General features: G+C 60.7%; 15 protein-coding genes and 2 tRNA genes. 9 read left to right on the top strand and 8 right to left on the bottom strand.

The features are described 5' to 3' along the window. Positions 1-5: 5 nt before the first annotated feature. The gene (locus tag ACZRMO_RS15615; RefSeq protein ID WP_463973395.1) at positions 6-959 is read left to right on the top strand and encodes a hypothetical protein; all 954 of its coding nucleotides are present in this window, start codon (positions 6-8) and stop codon (positions 957-959) included. Positions 960-1,091: 132 nt separating this feature from the next. On the opposite strand, the gene dinB is transcribed toward ACZRMO_RS15615, so the two are convergent. Beyond that, positions 1,092-2,150 carry a DNA polymerase IV gene (gene dinB / locus ACZRMO_RS15610; RefSeq protein ID WP_463973394.1) on the bottom strand — a complete coding sequence of 353 codons (1,059 nt, stop codon included), beginning with the start codon at positions 2,148-2,150 and terminating at the stop codon, positions 1,092-1,094. A gap of 279 nt (positions 2,151-2,429) precedes the next feature. On the opposite strand from dinB, the gene ACZRMO_RS15605 reads away from it, so the two are divergent. The 4 genes from ACZRMO_RS15605 to ACZRMO_RS15590 all read left to right on the top strand — a co-directional run bounded on the left by ACZRMO_RS15605 (position 2,430) and on the right by ACZRMO_RS15590 (position 7,124). Then, positions 2,430-2,506, top strand: a tRNA-Met gene (locus ACZRMO_RS15605). 333 nt (positions 2,507-2,839) lie between these two features. After that, positions 2,840-2,916: transfer RNA gene (locus ACZRMO_RS15600), tRNA-Met, on the top strand. Between the two features lie 279 nt (positions 2,917-3,195). Next, entirely contained in the window at positions 3,196-5,838 is a 2,643-nt protein-coding gene (gene mprF / locus ACZRMO_RS15595; protein WP_463973393.1) for a bifunctional lysylphosphatidylglycerol flippase/synthetase MprF, read from the top strand. Further along, positions 5,838-7,124: a virulence factor family protein gene (locus ACZRMO_RS15590; protein WP_463973392.1), complete on the top strand. Its 1,287-nt coding sequence runs from the start codon at positions 5,838-5,840 to the stop codon at positions 7,122-7,124. Before mprF ends, ACZRMO_RS15590 begins: the two co-directional genes overlap by 1 nt. A gap of 139 nt (positions 7,125-7,263) precedes the next feature. Here the strand turns inward: ACZRMO_RS15590 and recJ are convergent, their stop codons facing one another. Then, entirely contained in the window at positions 7,264-8,973 is a 1,710-nt protein-coding gene (gene recJ, locus ACZRMO_RS15585) for a single-stranded-DNA-specific exonuclease RecJ (protein ID WP_463973391.1), read from the bottom strand. A 189-nt stretch (positions 8,974-9,162) separates the two neighbouring features. Then, positions 9,163-9,705, bottom strand: a complete 543-nt coding sequence (locus tag ACZRMO_RS15580) for a YaeQ family protein (RefSeq protein ID WP_016977727.1) — start codon at positions 9,703-9,705, stop codon at positions 9,163-9,165. Positions 9,706-9,853: 148 nt separating this feature from the next. Here ACZRMO_RS15580 and ACZRMO_RS15575 point away from each other — a divergent pair, with 148 nt between their 5' ends. Both ACZRMO_RS15575 and ACZRMO_RS15570 read left to right on the top strand, forming a co-directional pair. After that, on the top strand, positions 9,854-11,053 hold the full coding sequence (locus tag ACZRMO_RS15575; RefSeq protein ID WP_463973390.1) for a CaiB/BaiF CoA transferase family protein: 1,200 nt from the start codon (positions 9,854-9,856) through the stop codon (positions 11,051-11,053). Next, positions 11,053-11,940 carry a TIGR02285 family protein gene (locus ACZRMO_RS15570; protein WP_463973389.1) on the top strand — a complete coding sequence of 296 codons (888 nt, stop codon included), beginning with the start codon at positions 11,053-11,055 and terminating at the stop codon, positions 11,938-11,940. Before ACZRMO_RS15575 ends, ACZRMO_RS15570 begins: the two co-directional genes overlap by 1 nt. Positions 11,941-12,110: 170 nt before the next feature. Here ACZRMO_RS15570 and ACZRMO_RS15565 read toward each other — a convergent pair whose 3' ends face one another. Beyond that, the gene (locus tag ACZRMO_RS15565; protein WP_463973388.1) at positions 12,111-12,395 is read right to left on the bottom strand and encodes a DUF3509 domain-containing protein; all 285 of its coding nucleotides are present in this window, start codon (positions 12,393-12,395) and stop codon (positions 12,111-12,113) included. 312 nt (positions 12,396-12,707) lie between these two features. Between ACZRMO_RS15565 and ACZRMO_RS15560 the strand changes: the two genes are divergently transcribed. After that, complete coding sequence (locus tag ACZRMO_RS15560; protein WP_124525018.1) at positions 12,708-12,908, top strand: hypothetical protein; 201 nt, start codon at positions 12,708-12,710, stop codon at positions 12,906-12,908. 149 nt (positions 12,909-13,057) lie between these two features. Further along, on the top strand, positions 13,058-13,711 hold the full coding sequence (locus tag ACZRMO_RS15555; protein WP_124525019.1) for a response regulator: 654 nt from the start codon (positions 13,058-13,060) through the stop codon (positions 13,709-13,711). On the opposite strand, the gene ACZRMO_RS15550 is transcribed toward ACZRMO_RS15555, so the two are convergent. The 4 genes from ACZRMO_RS15550 to ACZRMO_RS15535 form a co-directional block, all read right to left on the bottom strand. Continuing rightward, positions 13,680-14,924, bottom strand: coding sequence for an EAL domain-containing response regulator (locus ACZRMO_RS15550; protein WP_463973387.1), 1,245 nt, complete (start codon positions 14,922-14,924; stop codon positions 13,680-13,682). The two genes, ACZRMO_RS15555 and ACZRMO_RS15550, sit on opposite strands and share 32 nt — an antisense overlap. Before the next feature lie 73 nt (positions 14,925-14,997). Continuing rightward, positions 14,998-18,555, bottom strand: a complete 3,558-nt coding sequence (locus ACZRMO_RS15545) for a transporter substrate-binding domain-containing protein (RefSeq protein WP_463973536.1) — start codon at positions 18,553-18,555, stop codon at positions 14,998-15,000. A 134-nt stretch (positions 18,556-18,689) separates the two neighbouring features. Then, a complete protein-coding gene (gene thrC / locus ACZRMO_RS15540) occupies positions 18,690-20,099 on the bottom strand; it encodes a threonine synthase (RefSeq protein ID WP_463973386.1) in 1,410 nt (469 codons plus the stop codon). A 67-nt stretch (positions 20,100-20,166) separates the two neighbouring features. Continuing rightward, complete coding sequence (locus tag ACZRMO_RS15535; protein WP_010207988.1) at positions 20,167-21,471, bottom strand: homoserine dehydrogenase; 1,305 nt, start codon at positions 21,469-21,471, stop codon at positions 20,167-20,169. Between the last annotated feature and the right edge of the window lie 67 nt (positions 21,472-21,538).

Raw genomic sequence — 21,538 nt, 5'->3', positions numbered from 1 at the left:
AAGTCATGTTCAAGCGAAACACCAGAGCCCTGGGGGGCGCCGCCTTGTGCGGCGCCCTGCTGGTCAGCGGCTGCGCCAACCAGATGTCGCAACGCAGTGAGCACGAGGAGCGGGTCGAGCGTAAGTTGCTCGACCACAGCCTGCAGATCGATGTAGGCGAACCTAAAGTGCTGGAGCTGCCGCAACGCCGGGTGCGCATTCACGAGCAGAAGACCTTTGAGGTCACCGAGTTCGAAGTCACCCGTCGTTACGACCGCTACACCCCCTACCAGCCCTGGCGCAAACTCTATGAGATGCCTTTGGGTGCCGTAGCCCTGGTGGCCGGCGCGGGCGCCAACGTGGTGAATATCTTCGCCCTTGGCAACCTGCCGACCAGCGTTACCCGTGACTGGTTGACCTATGGCGTAGACGGCCTCAACCCGTTCATGAACGTGCAGTCCCATGGCCGCGCGCAACAGAATCTGGCGGGTATCGATGAAGTCCAGCGCGACAAGCGCGTGGAGTATTCGAGCCTGCCCTGGAGCGAGCGCCCGGTACAAGTCACCGCCGGCAAGCAAACCCATGAGCTGAGCACCGACCGCAACGGCGTCCTGCGCCTGAACCTGTTGGACAGCCCCTTTGCCGAGCAGGACCTGAACCGCATCACCACCCTGAAAATCAGCGTGGCAGATGGCCAGGACGACGTGCATTCGGATTCGACCCTGGCGATCAGCAGCACATTGCGCGGCAAGCTGCTGGAAGCCCATGGCCTGATCTACGACGACCTGGAAGATGACGAGGTGAACCAGTGGGTGCACCGGGTCAAGCGCTTGTCGGAGTTGGGTTTGGAAGAGGAAGCCAGCGAGCTTGAGCAAAGTCTGATCGAGTTGACCCGCAATGATCCTGAGTTGCAGCAGGAGTTTTTGCAGGCACTGACCAAGGATGCGGGGCGACTTGTCGCCGATCCTGGCGCTCGCTAATAATTTACAAACGCAGCAAATCCAAATGTGGGAGCTGGCTTGCCTGCGATTGCGGTGAACCAGCTTGCATATACAGTGGCTGATACACCGCTATCGCAGGCAAGCCAGCTCCCACAGTTTTTGACCGGTGTTCTACCAGGAAAATTCGAGCTGCTCGTTACCGCTACTTAGATCCAGCAGCCTCACCCCAATACCCAACAACCGCACCGGCTTCCCACCCCGATTAAACGCCTGCGTCAGCAGCTGTTGATAACTCTCCAGATCCCGCCCTGCCCCCGCCTGCTCCAGGGTCGTCTGGGTAAAATCATGAAACTTCACCTTAACGAACGGCTTGCCCGCACGGTAGCTGCTGTCGATACGTGACATCCGCCCAGCCAGGGTTTCCATCAGCTCGGGAAGCTTCGCCAGACAGCTTGAAAGATCCGGCAGATCCACATCGTAGGTATTTTCCACACTGATGGATTGCCGGCGACTGTCGTTGTGCACCACCCGGTCATCAATCCCACGCGCCAGGCTCCAAAGCCGCTCACCAAAACTGCCAAATTCGCGCACCAGCGCCAGCTTGTTCCATTCGCGCAACTGCAAGCAGTCTTCAATACCCAGGCGCGCCAGTTTATCCGCCGTGACTTTGCCCACGCCGTGCAATTTGTTCACCGGCAATTGGGACACAAAGTCTTCGACCTGGTCCGGGGTAATCACGAACAGACCGTTGGGTTTCTTCCAGTCACTGGCGATCTTGGCGAGGAACTTGTTCGGCGCCACGCCAGCGGAGACGGTGATGTGCAACTGATTGGAAACCCGGCGCCGGATATCCTGGGCAATGCGCGTGGCGCTGCCGCCGAAGTGCGGGCAGTCGGACACATCCAGGTAGGCTTCATCCAGCGACAACGGCTCGATCAGGTCGGTGTAGTCGCGAAAGATCGTGTGGATTTCCTTGGACGCTTCCTTATAGGCATCCATGCGCGGCTTGACGATGGTCAGGTCCGGGCACAGCTTCAAGGCGTGGCGTGAAGACATGGCCGAACGCACCCCATACGCCCGCGCTTCGTAGTTGCAGGTGGCGATCACTCCGCGCCGGTCAGCCGAGCCACCCACCGCCAGCGGCTTTTGCGCCAGGCTCGGGTCGTCGCGCATCTCAATGGCGGCGTAGAAACAGTCACAGTCGACGTGGATGATTTTGCGCTGCGTCATATAAACAGAAGGTTGATTCAACGGATGGCCAGTATCGCATCCACCCCTGTATATAGCACCAGTAGTTTGAATCTTCGGCTTGAGCGGTAGGAAAACTCACGGATGAATTTATTTTCTCAATCGAATCGAGCGCCCCAATAGAGCTGAAACCCTTGGCCAGACTGGGCCAGAGCCGTTCACACAAGTGTCTTATAGCGCTAACCGATTGAACCACAAGCGCTTTTCTTCGAATAAGCGGTTGACACCCCAGCGTTCCTCTGTAGAATGCCGACACACAGACGCGGGATGGAGCAGTCTGGTAGCTCGTCGGGCTCATAACCCGAAGGTCGTCGGTTCAAATCCGGCTCCCGCAACCAAACATCAAAAAAGGCTACTCGAAAGAGTGGCCTTTTTTGTGCGCGCTTGTTTGATCGTTCCCACGCTCAGCGTGGGAACGCCTCTTAGGACGCTCCGCGTCCCGCCATGCGCAATCGTGACGCAGAGCGTCACAGGAAGCATTCCCACGCAGAGCGTGGGAACGAGTGGCCTTTTTTGTGCGTGTCTGTTTTTGATTGTCGGACAAAAATCTTTGCCTATCGCGCACTTACCGTTCGCAGGCGGTCATTCAACGGCTAATTCATACTTATTTGACCGATACATCTATTAACGGTTGACACCCCGCCGCTTGGCTGTAGAATGCCGCCCACAGACGCGGGATGGAGCAGTCTGGTAGCTCGTCGGGCTCATAACCCGAAGGTCGTCGGTTCAAATCCGGCTCCCGCAACCAAACATCAAAAAAGGCTACTCGAAAGAGTGGCCTTTTTTGTATCCGGTGAAAAAGTCCTTCTGAAACAATGGCATGGCATCTTTCATGAAACCGTAGACGGTTTGTAGAGTCCATCTCATTGCAAGCTATGCTCAATGCTCAAGCGCTGCCCTCTACGACCAATGGCCGCAGTCGCCGCCCCCGGCGATCCGCGTTAATATTTGTAATTATTTTGTCCATAGGGATTGGTAACTTGGCTGGATACCTCCATCCTGTCGCGCACAATCCACGAGGTGATTGATGCGCGCCAACTCGTCTGAACCACTAGACACCGTCACAGCAGAACAACCGATCGCTCCCGCCCGTTTACGCTGGCTGGATCTGTTGAGCAAATACCGCCAGCCCATCGGCTTGGCTGTCACCTTGTTGCTCTTCGCAATCGCCCTGATCGCCTGCCGGCACTTGTTGCTGGAGCTGGACCTCTACGCACTGCATGACTCGATCCTGGAAGTACCCAAGCCTGCCCTGCTGGGTGCGTTTGCCGCAGCGGTCGCAGGTTTCGTCATTCTGTTGGGCTATGAGTTTTCCGGTGCGCGCTATGCCGGGGTGAAGTTGCCGGCCAAGACCCTGGCCCACGGCGGTTTCACAGCCTTTGCCATCGGCAACGCGATAGGCCTGTCGATGCTGTCAGGCGGTTCGGTGCGATACAGACTCTATGCGCGCCACGGTATCGGCGCTTCGGAAGTCGCCCGCATGACCGTGTTCGCCAGCCTGGCGCTCGGTTGCGCCCTGCCCCCTCTCGCAGCGCTCGCCACCTTGAGCAACCTGCCCGCCGCAGCCACCGCGCTGAATTTGTCGCAAGGTTTGCTCGGCGGCGTCGCCGGCGCGGTGCTGCTGCTGTCAGTGGCATTGTGCATCGGCATCTATCGCCGTCGCTTACCGGAGCAACCCTTCGCCGATAACCTGCTGGTCAAGATCGGCCGTCGCACCCTGCGCCTGCCCGGCGCCCGCCTGACCTTCCTGCAACTGGTCATCACCGCACTCGACGTCGCCGCTGCCGCCACCGTCCTTTATATGTTGTTGCCGGAAGCGCCACCCTTCGGCCCATTCCTGCTGGTATACCTGCTGGCCCTGGCGGCCGGCGTGCTCAGCCATGTGCCGGGCGGTGTGGGTGTCTTCGAAGCCATCCTGCTCGCTGCCTTCGCCGACAAACTCGGTGCCGCACCACTGGCCGCCGCCCTGCTGCTGTACCGCATGATCTATGTGGTGCTGCCATTGCTGATCGCCTGCGTGTTTCTGCTGGTCAATGAAGCCCAGCGCCTGTTCCAGACTCAGCAAAGCCTGCGGGTGGCCTCTGGCCTGGCGGCACCGGTGTTGGCCGTACTGGTTTTTTTGTCCGGCGTGGTCCTGCTGTTTTCCGGCGCCACGCCAGAAATCGACTCACGCCTGGAAAACATCGGCTTCCTGATTCCCCACCGCCTGATTGACGCCTCGCACTTCGGCGCCAGCCTGATCGGTGTGTTGTGCCTGTTGCTGGCCCAGGGTTTGCGCCGACGCTTGTCGGCGGCCTGGATGCTGACCATGGTGTTGCTGCTGGTGGGCGCGCTGCTGTCGCTGCTCAAGGGTTTCGACTGGGAAGAAGCCAGTCTGATGACCATGACCGCGATCCTGCTGGCGATCTTCCGCCGCTCGTTCTACCGCGCCAGCCGCCTGACCGAACTGCCATTCTCGCCGCTGTACCTGGTGGCCAGCGTCTGCGTGCTCGGCGCATCGATCTGGCTGCTGCTGTTCGCCTATCAAGACGTGCCCTACAGCCACCAACTGTGGTGGCAGTTCACCCTCGACGCCAATGCCCCGCGCGGCCTGCGCTCGTTGCTGGGTGCTGCCGTGCTGCTGGTGATCGTGTCACTGACCTGGCTGCTGCGCACCGCACGCCCGATCATCCACCTGCCGACCCCGGAAGAACTGGAGCGCGCCAGCAAGATCCTGATGGCCTCGTCCCAGCCCGACGGCGGCCTGGCGCTGACCGGCGACAAAGCGCTGCTGTTCCATCCCAATGATGAAGCTTTCCTCATGTACGCCCGTCGCGGCCGCAGCCTGGTAGCCTTGTACGACCCGATCGGCCCGACCCAGCCGCGCGCCGAGATGATCTGGCAGTTCCGCGACCTGTGCGACATCCACCATGCGCGCCCGGTGTTCTACCAGGTGCGGGCGGAAAACCTGCCGTACTACATGGACATCGGCCTCACGGCGATCAAGCTGGGCGAAGAAGCCCGCGTCGACCTGAAACGCTTTGACCTGGAAGCCAAGGGCAAAGAGATGAAGGATCTGCGCTACACCTGGAACCGTGGCACCCGGGACGGTCTGTCCCTGGAGATCCATGAACCGGGCACGGCGCCGATGGATGAACTCAAAGTCATCTCCGACGCCTGGCTGACCGGCAAGAACGTGCGGGAAAAAGGCTTTTCCCTGGGACGATTCAGCGACGACTACCTCAAGCACTTTCGCATCGCGATCATTCGCTTCGAAGGGCGCCCGGTGGCCTTCGCCAACCTGCTCGAGACTTACAACCACGACCTGGCCAGCCTCGACCTGATGCGTGCGCACCCGGACGCGCCCAAGCTGACCATGGAGTTCATGATGGTCGGCCTGATTCAACACTATAAGAGTCATGGCTACGCCCGCTTCAGCCTCGGCATGGTGCCGTTGTCGGGCCTGCAACCACGACGCGGCGCCCCACTGACCCAACGCCTGGGCTCGATGGTGTTCCGCCGTGGCGAGCAACTGTATAACTTCCAAGGTTTGCGCCGCTTCAAAGACAAGTTCCAGCCTGACTGGGAACCCCGTTACATGGCCGTGCCCGCAGGACTTGATCCGCTGGTGGCACTGGCCGATACCGCCGCCCTGATCGCGGGCGGCTTGACTGGATTGGTGAAACGCTGATGATTCGACGTTCCTGGCGGTATGTATTGGTCGCTGTAGTGCTGCTCGCCCTGATCGCAGGGGGTGGCTTTGGGTACTGGAACCGCCCTGCCCCGCAGCCGACCCTGGCGCAGTTGCCCCAGGCCGATGGCTCGGTGATGACGCTCGTCACCCCGAACGGCACGCCCAAGGCCCGCGTCGCGGTGGCCGTGATGGCCGACGAAACCCTGACCGACAGCCAACTGATCGCCCTGAGCCAGGGCGGCAAGGCACAAATCGTTCAAGTCGTGTTGCCAAAGGATGACTGCAAGCTGCAGGAACAAGCGCTGCAAAGCGCCCTGGCTCAGCTCAAGGGCCCGGCAACGCTGGTCAGCGGCATCGGCCCTGGCGCAGGCCTTGCCTGGCGCTGGCTGGCCACCCAGAACGACGACAAGGCCAATGCCATCTCCGTCGGTTTCGCCCTGGTGCAGGAAGGCTGCAAGGACCCGCTGCCGAAAACCTCGGCCCATGGCAACTGGCTGGTGGCGTGGAACGACAACCCTGACGATGAAAGCGCCAGTTTCGTACGCGACACACCGCGCGCCACCACCAGCATCAGCGACTACGACATTCACTACCCGCAAGTGCTGAACAACGAACTGCGCAAGCAACTGGTGGGTTCGGACAACGGTGGCCTGGCAATCCCGGTGGTCGAAGTACCCGCCGGCCAAGCCAAGGACACCGTGACGCTGTTCCTCTCCGGTGACGGCGGTTGGCGCGACCTGGACCGCGACGTGGCCGGCGAAATGGCCAAGATCGGCTACCCGGTCGTCGGCATCGACACCCTGCGCTACTACTGGCAGCACAAGACCCCGGAGCAAAGCGCCAAGGACCTCACCGAACTGATGCAACACTACCGGCAGAAGTGGGGCACCAAGCGTTTCGTCCTGACCGGTTACTCGTTCGGCGCCGACGTGCTGCCCGCGATCTACAACCGCATGCCGGAAAACGAACAGCAGCGGGTCGATGCGATCATCTTGCTGGCGTTTGCCCGTACCGGCAGCTTTGAAATCGAAGTGGAAGGCTGGCTGGGCAACGCCGGCAAAGAAGCGGCGACCGGCCCGGAAATGGCCAAGCTGCCACCTGAGAAGGTGGTGTGCATCTACGGTGCGGAAGAAGTCGACGAGAGTGGCTGCACCGACAAGACGGCGGTGGGTGAAGCGTTGAAGCTGCCTGGTGGGCATCACTTTGACGAGAACTACCCGGCGCTGGCGCAGCGGTTGGTGGATATCATCGTGAAGCATCAGGCCAAGGACAAAGCCGAGTAACTTAAGGCCGTACGCGGATCAAAAATGTGGGAGCGGGCTTGCTCGCGAAAGCGGTGAATCAGTCACAGCAACATTGACTGACACTCCGTATTCGCGAGCAAGCCCGCTCCCACATTTGGTTTTGCGGTGTTAGTTAGATTTAGCGTGGCTCGATGTGAGCAATCATCAGTTGCACCGTCTCATTACCCCGAAACTCATTCACATCCAGCTTGTAGGCCAACTCCACCCACTTCACGGTCGGGTTCGGCCACACTTCACGGTCCACGCCAAACGCAATGCCATCGAGCTTCACCGATCCGCATTCGCTCTTGAGCACCACCTTCAGGTGCCGCTCCCCTACCACGCGCTGCTCCACCAACTGAAATACCCCGTGAAACAACGGCTCGGGAAAGTGCTGCCCCCACGGGCCGGCGTGACGCAGGGCGCGGGCCAGTTCCAGGTGGAACTCTTCCACCGCCAGGGTACCGTCGGACAATAGACGACCGGTGAGGTCTTCTTCACGCAATTGCCGACGCACTTCAGCATCAAAGGCTTCGGCAAACAGTGGGAAGTTTTCCTCGTGCAGTGTCAGCCCCGCCGCCATCGCGTGGCCGCCGTATTTGGCGATCAGGTCGGGATGCTGGCTCGCCACCACCGCCAGCGCGTCACGGATGTGAAAGCCCGGCACAGAGCGCCCTGAGCCCTTGAGCAAGCCATCACCGGCGTCGGCGAAGGCGATGGTCGGGCGGAAGTAACGCTCCTTCATGCGTGACGCCAGGATGCCGATCACACCCTGGTGCCATTCCGGGTCGAACAGGCACAAGCCGAACGGCATCGACTCCACCGGCAAGTCCTTGAGCTGGGCCAGGGCCTCGCGCTGCATACCTTGCTCGATGGATTTGCGGTCCTGGTTCATGCCGTCCAGTTGTGCGGCCATTTCCCGCGCTGCGGCGACGTCGGTAGTGAGCAGGCATTCGATGCCCAGGCTCATGTCATCCAGGCGCCCGGCGGCGTTGAGCCGTGGGCCGAGGATGAAACCGAGGTCGGTGGAGGTGATACGCGACGCGTCACGCTTGGCCACTTCAAGGATCGCCTTGATCCCCGGCCGTGCACGGCCGGCACGAATGCGCTCCAGGCCCTGGTGCACGAGGATGCGGTTGTTGGCGTCCAGGGGCACCACGTCCGCCACGCTGCCCAGGGCCACCAGGTCGAGCAAGTCACCGATGTTCGGCTGCGGTTTGTTTGCGTACCAGCCCAGGTCGCGCAAACGCGCACGCAGGGCCATCAGCACATAGAAGATCACGCCCACGCCGGCCAGGGCCTTGCTCGGGAAGCCACAGCCCGGCTGGTTGGGATTGACGATCGCGTCCGCCGCCGGCAATTCATCACCCGGCAAGTGGTGGTCGGTGACCAACACTTGCAGCCCCGCTGCTTTCGCCGCCGCCACGCCTTCGACGCTGGAGATGCCGTTGTCCACGGTGATCAGCAACTGCGGTTCGCGCTGCAAGGCCACGGCGACGATTTCCGGGGTCAGGCCGTAGCCGTACTCGAAGCGGTTGGGCACCAGGTAATCCACATGGGCCGCGCCCAGCAAGCGCAAACCCAGGGTGCCCACGGTGCTGGCGGTGGCGCCATCGGCGTCGAAGTCACCGACGATCAGGATGCGCTGGCGTTGCTCCAGGGCCGTCACCAGCAAGTCCACGGCCGCGTCGATCCCTTTGAGCTGCTGATAGGGAATCAACCGCGCCAGGCTTTTATCCAGCTCGGCTTCTGACTGCACGCCGCGAGCGGCGTAGAGACGGGTCAACAGCGGTGGCAATTCACCGAGAAACGGCAGGACGGCGGGCAACGGGCGGGGATCGATACGCATGGGGTGAGGAAGGCTTCTCTTCGATACAACGGTTAAACAGGAATAGTGAAACGATGCAGATCTAATGGGGGAGCTGGCTTGTGTGGGAGCGGGCTTGCTCGCGAATGCGGTCGATCAGTTAAAAATGCACCGACTGACACACCGCTTTCGCGAGCAAGCCCGCTCCCACAGAAGCCAGTTCCTACAGGGTCAGCCGCGCTCGCCGACCAGCCATTGCAGCTGCACTTCGTGCTGGCCACGGTCGTCGGTGACGAACATGGTGCCTTCGCTGATCATCACATCCCACTTGATCACGCGCGGCATGTCCTTGGCCAGGGTCTCCAGGACCTCCTGCGGCACCGCTGCGATATGCACGTTTTTCAGGTTGTTCGCCACCGGCACCACCTTGCCTTCCCACACGCGCAGGCTGCCGTAGGCCAGCAGGCTGGTGCGCTCGGTACGGCGTGAGCACCAGGTCAGGCGGTCTGCATCCGGCTGGCCGACTTCGATCCAATGCAAAACCCGATCATCCAGGCTTTTTTCCCACAGGGCTGGCTCGTCTACATCTGACAGGCCACGGCCGAACGACAACTGCTCGTTGTACCAGAGGGCGTAGGCCAGCAGGCGCACGGTCATGCGTTCTTCGGTTTCCGAAGGATGGCGGGCGATGGTCTGTTTGACGCTCTCGTACACCGAACGATCGAGGTCGGTGAGGTTGAGTTCGAATTTGTAGGTCGTGGACGGCTGGGCCATGAACGGGCTTCTAGAGACAGGGAAAGGCGGCCAGTCTAACCGATGGCGAGGTCATTCAACGAATACTGCGCTGCATCATCCTTATCCATGGGCCGCTCGCCTATGTTAAAAGGCATCACACCACCGTCCCGTGCTTGTAAGGATCCCCATGTCGCTGAATGCCAAACCACTTGCCGGCCTGAAAGTCATCGAACTGGGCACCCTGATCGCCGGCCCGTTTGCCTCGCGTATCTGCGCCGAGTTCGGTGCCGAGGTGATCAAGGTCGAATCCCCGGACGGCGGCGACCCGCTGCGCAAATGGCGCAAGTTGTATGAAGGCACTTCGCTGTGGTGGTTTGTGCAGGCGCGCAACAAAAAATCGCTGACGCTGAACCTCAAGCACCCGGACGGCCTGGCCATCCTCAAGCAGTTGCTGGCGGATGCCGACATCCTGATCGAGAACTTTCGCCCCGGCGTGCTGGAAAAGCTCGGCTTGAATTGGGAGACCCTGCACGCACTGAACCCGAAACTGGTCATGGTGCGCCTGTCGGGGTTCGGCCAGACCGGGCCGATGAAGGACCAGCCGGGGTTTGGCGCGGTGGGCGAATCCATGGGCGGGCTGCGCTATATCACCGGTTTCGAGGACCGCCCGCCCGTGCGCACCGGGATCTCCATCGGCGACTCGATTGCCGCGCTGTGGGCAGTGATCGGCGCGTTGATGGCCCTGCGGCATCGCGAGGTCAACGGCGGATTGGGCCAGGTGGTGGATGTGGCGTTGTATGAAGCCATCTTCGCCATGATGGAAAGCATGATTCCCGAGTTCGACGTGTTCGGGTTTATCCGCGAGCGCACCGGCAACATCATGCCCGGCATCACGCCGTCCTCGATCCACACCAGTGCCGACGGCAAACATGTGCAGATCGGCGCCAACGGTGATGCGATCTTCAAGCGTTTCATGCTCGCCATCGGTCGCGAAGACCTGGCCAACGACCCGACACTGGCCAGCAATGACGGGCGCGATAGCCGTCGTGACGAGCTGTACGGGGTGATTGATCGCTGGGTCAGTTCATTGCCGCTGGAGCACGTGGTCGAGGCCTTGAATAAAGCCGAGGTGCCTGCCAGCCGGATCTACAGTGCCGAAGACATGCTGGGCGACCCGCAATTTCTCGCCCGGGAAATGTTCCTCAAGGCGCAACTGCCCGGCGGCAAGGACTTCAAGATGCCCGGCATCGTGCCCAAGCTGTCGGACACCCCGGGCAGCTGCGAGTGGGTGGGCCCGCAGTTGGGTGAGCACAATGGCGTGCTGCTGGACAGCCTGGGTTACGACGCCGCCGCCATTGCCCGTTTGCGTGAGGAAGGCGCGATCTGATGGTGCTTCGGTGCAAACGCGTGTGGGTGCACTGCTGCCTTGTCGCCTCGATGCTCAGCGGCTGGCACCAGTCGGCCCACGCCGGCGAGACGTTGACCTGGTTGTTGCGCGACCTGCCACCGCTGACCATTTTCGACGGGCCGCGCAAAGGCCAGGGCGCACTGGACCAACTGTTACCGATCCTCATCGAACACCTGCCGGACTATCAACATCAGGTCCTGCACGTCAATCGCGCGCGTGGCATACAGATGATGCGCGAGCCAACAACGCTCACCTGCGATCCCTCATTGCTGTGGACGGCGGAGCGAGCCAAATACGTTGTGTTCTCCAGCCAGGCGTTTGTGGTCGCCAGCAACGGCATCATGATCCGGCATAGCCAGGAGGACACGATGGCGCCCTATATCGTCGATGGCCAGTTTGACCTGCAAGCCTTTTTCGACGCCCCTAAAGCACGGGCGGGCGCCATCGCCGAACGCAGCTACGGGCCGGTCGTCGATCAACAACTCAAGCAGGCCGATGCGCATAAGCTCGCCCTTCATTACGGCAACGATGCCCTGGGCAGCCTGCTGCAAATGCAACGCCTGGGGCGACTGGAGGCGGTGTTGGGTTATTGGCCGGAAATCCGCTATCACGCCATGCAACAGGGCATCCCGGCTGCGGACCTGAGCTTTTATCCGATCAAAGGCTCTGCGCCCTACCAACGCATCCATATCGGTTGCTCGGATACCCCTCGGGGGCGTCAGGTCATTCAGCGCATCAATCAGGTGCTGCTGGACATCCCACTGGAACAGGTGCAGCAGTCCTACGCTTCATGGCTGGACCCGGTGATGCGCGAGCATTATCTGCGGGATAACCCAAGCTTCTTCCAGGATTCGCCGCAACCCTGACAAATCTCAGGCAAAAAGAAACCCCGAAGAGTGGGGAGACACTTCGGGGTTAAACGTGGCCTACAAAGACCAGTACAACAAGGCACAAACACCGGAGCACAATGTTTGCTCTTGCTGTTACAAAATCTGACCGGCCATGCTGTAGGAAGTTTCCATGATTAAACAATTCTTCATGCAGCGGCGGCGCTGCGGGTCTGGGCAGCGTTGCGCAACGCCGCAATGACCGAGGGTTCCAGACGCCCTTCGGCAATCTTGATGTCACGCAGCAGGCAATCCACCACATCCACCAGCACGCGTTTATCCATCAACTGCGCGCGGTCCACTTCTCGCTCGACCACGATGGCGCCAGCAGGGTTCTTCACGGTGACCAGGCACTCGTCCTGCACACCGGAGGTGGTCAGCGTAACCTGATAAGGGCTCAGTGCTTCTTCGAGCAATAGGCTGATACTTTCCATCTCGATCACCACTCAATAGTTCAGGAACAATCGGTTCAACGGGAGCTGCATCTATCCTAAGTGACTGTTTGTGACGTAGGAAAGTTCGCTTTATCGTCTTTATGGGGCCGTTAGGGGTGACGGATTCCAGCATGCGCTTGCAACATGACAAGCAAAAAACGGCGCACATAAACGCTTACGCAATGGGCGACTGTTTTGCGGGTTGCCGACGGCTCGGATCAGAGGTGAATCCTATACTCGGTGAGCGCTGGAGACGCGGCTACGCAGATGAAAGCGCATGTCAAAAGGCCCTTATTGCGAAGGATGAAGACGATGTTGGAACACGACAAAGAGCAGGCAGCATTAGAGAAGATTCATGCTGACATATCACGCATCTATGCGGAGCAACGCAAACTCAACGCCGAAGCACACAAGATAACCCGTGAAAATTTCTGGTATCCCTTGGGTGTCGTCATGGCTATGTTTACAGTTTTCACCAGTGTTGTGGCCCTGGCAGTAAAAATACTCGCATAGCTCATTCGCGCCGCCCGGGCCTGCCAAAAACAAAAAACGCCGCTAACCCAAGGAAGGCAAAGCGGCATTTTTGTGCAGCGTTAAAACCCTACGTTCAACCATCCCAGGGTTAACAGGCTAGAATCCCCGAATTGCCCGGGGAACCTATCTTGAGAAGCGCACCTGAAAAACCCTTGCGCATCATCCTGGCCGACGACCATCCGATTTTCCTGATTGGTCTGCGGGCGGTCCTGGAGCGCGATGAACAACTGGAAATTGTCGGCGAAGCCAACTCTCCCCAATCCCTGACCCAATTGCTGCAACACTGCGCCTGCGACCTGTTGATCACCGACTTCATGATGCCTGACGAACCCCAGGCCGACGGATTGCGCCTGATCGACCAACTGCGCCGCCATCACCCGACGCTGCCCATCGTCGTGGTGACGATGCTCAACAATGCAGGGTTGTTTCACGCCATTCTGGAGCTGGGTGTCATGGGTTTGCTGAGCAAAGCCAGCCTCGCGAATGAACTGCCTGAAGCCGTCCGCCAGGTACGCCAGCAGCGCTGCTATGTGGCCCACACCATTCGCCAGGCGCTGAGCGCGCTGGGCACTGATCGATTGCAGTCCCACGAGCAGCTATCGCCCCGCGAGCTGGAGGTGATTCGCCTGCTGGCGAGAGGGCTGACCGTGGGCGAAATCGCGGCACATCTGCATCGCAGCAAGCAGACCGTCAGCGCGCAAAAAGTCAGCGCCATGCGCAAGCTCGGGCTCAGTACCGACGCGTCACTGTTTATCTACGTGCAGGAGCATGGGTTGGCCTGACCTGGCTGCCGATCCACGCTTTCAATGCCTGAGCGTCCATCGGCGCTGCAATCAGGCAACCTTGCAACCAGGCAGGGCCCAGCAAAGCGACCGCATCACGATCGGCAGGGGTTTCAATGCCCGTCACCACCACGTTCATGCCCATGCGGCTGGCCATGCTCATGGCGCCCGCGACGACAGCCACTTTGCGCTCATCACCGGCCATGCCACAGGCAAAGGCCGGGGGTATTTTCAGCTCCGTGAACGGCAGCTCCAGCAAACGCTGCAAACTGGTGCCGCCGACGCCGAAGTCTCCGATAGACAACTTGCAGCCGATCATCCGTAAACGCAGCAAGCTGCTGACATGCGCGCTGTCGGTGTTCAATCGCGTGGTTTCGACCAACTCCAGCGTGAGGCTATGGGCCGGCACGGCATGGCGTTGCAGCAAGCGCTGCAGCGCCTGGGGAAAATGCGCATGTTCGAGCATCCGCCCGGGAATGTTCACCGCCACCGGCAAGATCTCCCCCGTGTCCCACGCGATCTGGCTGACAAAGCCCAGGGCCTCTTCCAGCACATGCCAGGTAAACGCCTCCTCCATGCCGGCAAACTCCAGCACCGGCAGGAACTCATGGGGCAGTAACACTCCCCCGTCAGGCAGATACCAGCGCGCCAGCACCTCAACACCCTGCAATACGCCTGCCTGGCAAACGATAGGCTGGAAGCTGGCGCTGGCGTAACGCGCGATGGCCACCTGACAGGCATCCACCGAAGGTGGCAACTCATCCAGCTCATTCAAGCCCAGCAGTTGGCGCACCTTATCCCAGGACACGACCTGCGGCCCCGGACGCAAATGTTGCAGGCAAGCCGTCAGCAGTTGCCCAACCAACTGCGCCGAGGCTGGCTTGGGCAAGCACCGGAGGACATTCAGCCCAGCCTGGCGCGCCATGCTGGCGACCCCTTCCAATACGTCAGGTTGAGCACTGCTTAACAGGATCAGCACCTGAGCCTGGCGCAGTTCGCCCAATTCGCGAATCAGTTCAAGGGCATCGCCCTGTTCCAGATAGAGGTCGCAAATGGCAATGTCCACCGGCCCCTTGCTCGCCAACGACTGCCGGGCGGCCTCTACGGTTTCGGCGGTTATTACATTGAATACACCGTTGGCATTGAGCATCTGGTGCAGGGCCATCAGTTGGAATGGGTGATCTTCGAGGATCAAGACATTGAGGGAGCGCATGGCGAACTCTGAGACGCAGAAGCAAGACTGCGCAGGCTACGCAAAAGGTCATGCGCGCCCCATAGGACACGTCCTATTCTTGCGGACTCAAATGGGTGCCCAGCTCAACCCTGAAGGCTGCCAGCGCTTCATTCAGCACGCGCCACAGCGCTTCAACCTCGTCAATGCGCTGCTCACGCAGGCAGCCCTCAAGCCCCACGCACGCCTTGGCCAGCGGCAGCGCATCCACCAGGCAGCAAATCCCCTTGAGGCGATGCAGCGAGGCCATCACCCCTGGAAAGTCCTGACACGCCAACGCCGTCTTGATCCCATCGTGCTCATGTTCAAGACTCTTCGCCAACTCCTCCAGCATGCGCTGCAGGACCGGCCCATCGGCCTGGGTCATCGCCTGCAAGGTCTGGATATTGAAGGTGCGCAATGGGGCCACGCGGGCGAGGACCGTGGCCCACTGTTCAAGGGTCACCGGTTTGACCAGCAACTCATCCATTCCCGACGCCAGGCAACGCTGGCGCTCATCCTCCATGGCATTGGCGGTGCACCCCACCAGCGCAGTGCGCGATCGTTGCTCTTGGGTTTCAATACCGCGCACGGCTTCGCTCAAGGCGTAGCCGGACATGCCCGGCATGTTGCAATCCGTCACCAGCACGTCGAAGGCGTCATCGCGCCAGCGCTGCAAGGCTGACTCGGCCGAGTCGAAGGCCACCACCCGGTGGCCGAGGAATTGAAGTTGCTGAGCCAGCACCAGGCGGTTGGCCGGCAGGTCATCGACGATCAGCACCGACAAACGGCGACCGGCAGCCGGCAGGACCGCCGCAGGCTCAGTTGGCCTGTCGTCGCCTCTGACCCGCTGCAGATACAGGTCAATGCAAATCGTCGTGCCCTCACCTGCCGCACTGCTCAGGGAGATCGTGCCGCCCATCAACTCCACCAGTTGTTGGCAAATGCTCAAGCCCAAGCCGGTCCCGCCATGTTGAGCCGCCGTTAGCGGGCTGACCTGGACAAACGGCTTGAACACCCGAGCCTGTTGTTCAACACCAATCCCTGGCCCGCTGTCTTCGACACACAGGTGTAGGTATTCAGCCCCGCAGGCGTCACGCTGAGTCACGACGCTGAGGCGGACCTCACCACGCTCGGTGAACTTCAACGCATTGCCCACCAGGTTATGCATGACCTGCCGCAAGCGCAGCGGGTCGAACCAATAATCCCCTTGCGCCGCCGGGTCAAACGCCAGGGTCAAACCCAGGCCTTTTTTACTCGCCATCGCCGCAAACAGCCGCTGGATACCTTCGAAAAAAACCTTCAGGTCTGTGGTCTGCGGCACCAGTTGCAAATGACCTGCTTCGATCTTGGCCAGGTCCAGGCTATCGCCCATCAACTCAATCAGCTCACGTGCCGAACGATGGGCCACCTGCAAGGCTTCGGAGACGCGCGTGCCTTCAGCCTGGGCGCGTTCTTGTTCCAACTCAAGCAGGCCGATGATGGCGGTCATCGGGGTGCGAATTTCGTGACTGAGGGTTGAGAGAAACGCACTTTTTGCGTAGTTCGCGTCATCGGCGGCCTGGCGTGCGTCCATCAATTGATGTTCCAGGACTTTGCGCTCATTGATGTCGATCCAACCGCCCAGCAGCCCCTGCAATTGGCCGCGCGCATCGAAAAACGGCACCGTCCATTGGTAAACGTGGAAAGTCCCACCGTTGAACTCCAGTTGCCGATCAACAAACAACGATTGCTGTGTCGCCAACTGCTCCATGTGCCCGGCATGCAGGCGTGCGGCCGTGGCTTCTGGCAGCAAGCCGCTTTCCATCAAAGTCAGGCCCTGGATCAGCTCCCGTCGGGTGGCCAACTGCTGTTCGTAACGGGTGTTACAGGTCACCAACCGGCCAGCCAAGTCCCGTACGAAGACGGGGTTGGGCATGCCATCCAGCAGGGCACGCTTAAAGGCCAACTGGTCGCTCAACCGTTGCTCGGCCACCAGGCGCTGCTGGATCTGCCGCTTGAGCCGGCTATTCCAGACCAACGACACCAATACACACAACAGCGCCATGGCGACCGTCCAATAGGCCCATGGCGGCACACGCTGCCAAGCCGACGTCGGGATCGGCACCGTGCCCAGCCAGCGCAAACGCAACGCGCTCAACTCTGCCACCGGCATCGCTTCCAACGCCTTGTTCACAATGCTCAACAGCTCGGGCTGGTCTTTGCGCACCACCAGGCTGTTGGACGACCACTTGCCCTCCACACTGCGCCCGATGCGCAAGCCGTCGGCGGGGTAGCTCTGCACCTCCACTTCATTCTGGATCGTCGCCGCCGCACGCCCCTGGATCACCTGGTCACGGGCCTGGGTATAGTTATCGACGGCGAGAATCTCGATGTCCGGGTGTTCACGGCGAATGAAATTTTCCAGCACATGCCGTGCCGGCAACGCCAAGACCTGGCCAGAGAGCTCACTCAAACTGGCCACTAACGGCGTGTCGCTGCGCTGGACAAACACCCAACCGGCGCCGCCAAAACCATGGCTGAAATCCAGGAATTGCCTGCGCTCCCGATTCTCCGCCAGCGTGGTGTTCATATCCGCCCTGCCCGCTGCCAGTAACTCCAGGGTCTGCGCGGTGGAAGACACCTCCTCCATCACGAACTGCAAGCCCGTCATGCGGGAAATCCGGTTAAGCAGGTCGACGTTCAAGCCGACCCATTGACCGTCCTTGTCTTTGAAGATGTACGGCGACTGTTGCTGGGACACCACCACCACATGGGGATGCTGCAACAACCAGGCTTGCTCCTGGGCCGACAACACAATGTGGTCGGCGGCGATGCCCACTCCCAGGCCGGTGGTCCAGCGCGCGAGGATTTCACGTTGTATCGACTCGTCGATACTCGCCAGGGCCCGGTCCATCATGTCCCCCAACAGCGGGTCGGCCGTACGGGAAGCAAAGGCAAAGCCGATCGGCGCCAGCCGGCTCTCTACGTTGATCTGCAAACCCAGGTAAGGACGCAGTGATTTGTAGGCCCGCACAATCACTTCATTGCCGATAAAGGCGTCTGCATCCCCCTGGTTCAACGCTTCCAGGCCACTGTAGAGGTTCGGAGCCAGCATGATATGGCTGGCGGGATAGGCCCGATGCACGTTGCCGACATTGGCATAGCCCTCCAGCAAGACCACCTTCTTGCCCTCAAGGCCTTCGTTCTGCGTGGTGTCGTCGCGACGCACGACGACTACCGAACGATCCGGCATGTAGTCGCGAGTAAACCGCAACCCAGGCACATCCCGCTCATAGCCGTTGGCGCTGGTCAGAATATCGATGGCGCCACTGCGCAAGGCTTCCACCGCTTGCGCCCGCTCAGCGAAGCCCATCACCTGCATGGGCACATCGAGGCGCGCGCCGACCAGGCTCAGGTAGTCGGCGCTGATGCCCTGGTAGCGATTATGGTCACGGGTGATATCAATCGGCTGGTAATCATCAATGGAAATGCCGACCTTCAATGTTCGATGGCTCGTCAGCCATTGCTGCTCGGCGCCCGTTAAAGGCAAGGGTGCCAGCGGGGTAAACGCCGGCACCAGTTTGAACGGCAGGCTGACGGCGGCCAGGCTTGCCGGGGATTGACCAAGCAAGAGCAAACACAGCAGCCACACGCACCTTCGGCTCAATAAACGCACCGGGTTAGATTCCTCTGTTTTTGTTGTCGATTGCCCACTGGAGTATGGCGTGCCCCAATGAAAAAGCCCGTCACGAAGACGGGCTTGAGCAACCGCGCAAAGCCGTTGAATCAGAGCGGCTTGCCACGATTGCCGTGCTGGCTCACAAACGCCTGCACGGCTTTCAGATCATTGGCCAACACGGTGCAACGCTCTTCACGCTCAAACAGGTCTGCCAAATGCGCTGGCAATTCCAGTGCCTTGCCAACACCCGCCTTCTCCACCGCTTCCGGGAATTTGACCGGGTGCGCGGTGCCGAGGATCACCATCGGGATGTCCAGGCTGCGACGGCATTCGCGGGCGGCCTTCACACCGATAGCGGTGTGTGGGTCCAGCAGCTCGCCAGTCTGGGCGTAGACTTCGGCGATGGTTTCGCAGGTTTCTGCGTCGTCCACGGCCAAGGAGTCGAACAGCTTGCGGGTTTCGGTCCAGCGCTCTTCTTCAACGCTGAAACCGCCACCGCTCTTGAAGGTGTCCATCAAGCCGGCAATCGCCGCGCCGTTGCGCCCGTGCATGTCGAACAGCAGGCGTTCGAAGTTCGACGAGACCATGATGTCCATCGACGGCGACAGCGTGGCGTGCAGGGTTTCCTTGACGTACTGGTTGCCGCTCATGAAGCGGTGCAGGATGTCGTTGCGGTTGGTGGCGACGATCAACTGGTTGATCGGCAAGCCCATGTTGCGCGCCAGATAACCGGCGAAGATGTCGCCGAAGTTGCCGGTCGGCACCGAGAACGACACCGAACGCGCCGGCCCGCCCAACTGCAGCGATGCATGGAAGTAGTAGACGATCTGGGCCATGATCCGCGCCCAGTTGATCGAGTTCACCGCGACCAGACGCGTGCCTTTGAGGAAGCTCTGGTCAGCGAAGCTGTTCTTGACCATTTCCTGGCAGTCATCGAAGTTGCCTTCGATGGCGATGTTGTGGATGTTCTCGCCAAAGATGGTGGTCATCTGGCGACGCTGCACTTCCGACACACGCTGGTGCGGGTGCAGGATGAAAATGTCGACGTTTTCGCAGTGCTTGCAGCCTTCGATGGCGGCCGAACCGGTATCACCGGAAGTTGCACCGATGATCACCACACGCTCGCCGCGCTTTTGCAGCACGTAGTCCAGCAGGCGACCCAGCAGTTGCAGGGCGAAGTCCTTGAACGCCAGGGTCGGGCCGTGGAACAGTTCCAGCACCCACTCGTTGCCGTTCAGTTGGCGCAATGGTGCGATGGCGCTGTGGGAAAACACGCCGTATGTCTCTTCGAGGATCTTCTTGAAATCCGCATCCGGGATGCTGCCGGTGACGAACGGGCGCATCACCCGGAACGCCAGCTCGTGGTACGGCAGGCCGGCCCAGGACGCGATTTCTTCCTGGGTGAAGCGTGGCAGGTTTTCCGGCACGTACAGGCCGCCGTCGGTGGCAAGGCCTGCCAGCAGGACGTCTTCGAAATTCAGGGCCGGTGCCTGGCCGCGGGTGCTGATGTAACGCATGACTGGCTCCTCTAAAACATTCTCGAACAGGGGCCGCCGCACACACGGGGCCCCTGGAACAAATCGGTTAGTTCAAGTGCTCGACGCGGATGCGCACCACTGGGCCGACCACGCCTTGCAGGGCTTCCAGGGCGGCGATGGCATCGTTGATGTGCTGCTCGAGCACGCGGTGAGTCAGCAGGATCATCGGCACCTGGCCGTTTTGCTCCTCGACTTCCTTCTGCATGATCGACTCTATGTTGATACCGCGCTCCGACAGGATGCTGGCAACCTGGGCCAACACGCCCGGGTGGTCCTGGGCCTGGATGCGCAGGTAGTAGGCGCTTTCGCAGGCCTCAATCGGCAGGATCGGGTGGGCCGACAGCGAGTCCGGCTGGAAGGCCAGGTGCGGCACGCGGTTTTCCGGGTCGCTGGTCATGGCACGAACCACGTCCACCAGGTCGGCGATCACCGACGAAGCGGTCGGCTCCATGCCGGCGCCGGCGCCGTAGAACAAGGTCGAACCCGCAGCATCACCGTTGACCATCACGGCGTTCATCACGCCATTGACGTTGGCGATCAAGCGGTCGGCCGGGATCAGCGTCGGGTGCACACGCAGCTCGATACCGGCTGGGGTGCTGCGCGCAACGCCGAGGTGCTTGATGCGGTAGCCCAGGGCTTCGGCGTAGTTCACGTCGGCGGTGGTCAGCTTGGTGATGCCTTCGGTGTAGGCCTTGTCGAACTGCAGCGGGATACCAAAGGCGATGGACGCCAGGATGGTCAGCTTGTGCGCCGCGTCGATGCCTTCCACGTCAAAGGTCGGATCGGCTTCGGCGTAACCCAGGGCCTGGGCTTCGGCCAGCACGTCTTCGAAGGTGCGGCCCTTCTCGCGCATTTCGGTGAGGATGAAGTTGCCGGTGCCATTGATGATGCCCGCAACCCAGTTGATGCGGTTGGCGGACAGGCCTTCACGGATGGCCTTGATCACCGGGATGCCACCGGCCACGGCGGCTTCGAACGCCACGATCACGCCCTTCTCGCGGGCCTTGGCGAAAATCTCGTTGCCGTGCACGGCAATCAGCGCCTTGTTGGCGGTAACCACGTGCTTGCCGTTCTCGATGGCCTTGAGCACCAGCTCGCGGGCCACGGTGTAACCGCCGACCAGCTCGATGACAATATCGATTTCAGGGTTGGTGGCAACGGCGAAGACATCGTTGGTAATCGCAATACCGGTCGTTTCGAACTGAGGCTTTGGCGAACGCGTGGCAATTTGCGCCACTTCAATCCCGCGACCTGCGCGGCGGGAAATTTCTTCAGCATTACGCTGAAGTACGTTGAAGGTGCCGCCACCGACGGTCCCTAACCCACAGATGCCTACTTTGACCGGTTTCACTGAAGAACTCCCCATGAAACGGCCGACGCTAGGTCGGCCGTGGAAAACAGCCGCACGACTGCGGCTT

Source organism: Pseudomonas sp. B611, assembly GCF_055407965.1.
This window is presented reverse-complemented; position numbering and strand designations above follow the sequence as displayed.

What these genes read in the sequence shown, in the direction of transcription:
- ACZRMO_RS15615 (WP_463973395.1), top strand. Translation starts at nt 6, where the DNA reads ATGTTCAAGCGAAACACCAGAGCCCTGGGGGGCGCCGCCTTGTGCGGC.
- dinB (WP_463973394.1), bottom strand. Translation starts at nt 2,150, where the DNA reads ATGACGCAGCGCAAAATCATCCACGTCGACTGTGACTGTTTCTACGCC.
- mprF (WP_463973393.1), top strand. Translation starts at nt 3,196, where the DNA reads ATGCGCGCCAACTCGTCTGAACCACTAGACACCGTCACAGCAGAACAA.
- ACZRMO_RS15590 (WP_463973392.1), top strand. Translation starts at nt 5,838, where the DNA reads ATGATTCGACGTTCCTGGCGGTATGTATTGGTCGCTGTAGTGCTGCTC.
- recJ (WP_463973391.1), bottom strand. Translation starts at nt 8,973, where the DNA reads ATGCGTATCGATCCCCGCCCGTTGCCCGCCGTCCTGCCGTTTCTCGGT.
- ACZRMO_RS15580 (WP_016977727.1), bottom strand. Translation starts at nt 9,705, where the DNA reads ATGGCCCAGCCGTCCACGACCTACAAATTCGAACTCAACCTCACCGAC.
- ACZRMO_RS15575 (WP_463973390.1), top strand. Translation starts at nt 9,854, where the DNA reads ATGTCGCTGAATGCCAAACCACTTGCCGGCCTGAAAGTCATCGAACTG.
- ACZRMO_RS15570 (WP_463973389.1), top strand. Translation starts at nt 11,053, where the DNA reads ATGGTGCTTCGGTGCAAACGCGTGTGGGTGCACTGCTGCCTTGTCGCC.
- ACZRMO_RS15565 (WP_463973388.1), bottom strand. Translation starts at nt 12,395, where the DNA reads ATGGAAAGTATCAGCCTATTGCTCGAAGAAGCACTGAGCCCTTATCAG.
- ACZRMO_RS15560 (WP_124525018.1), top strand. Translation starts at nt 12,708, where the DNA reads ATGTTGGAACACGACAAAGAGCAGGCAGCATTAGAGAAGATTCATGCT.
- ACZRMO_RS15550 (WP_463973387.1), bottom strand. Translation starts at nt 14,924, where the DNA reads ATGCGCTCCCTCAATGTCTTGATCCTCGAAGATCACCCATTCCAACTG.
- thrC (WP_463973386.1), bottom strand. Translation starts at nt 20,099, where the DNA reads ATGCGTTACATCAGCACCCGCGGCCAGGCACCGGCCCTGAATTTCGAA.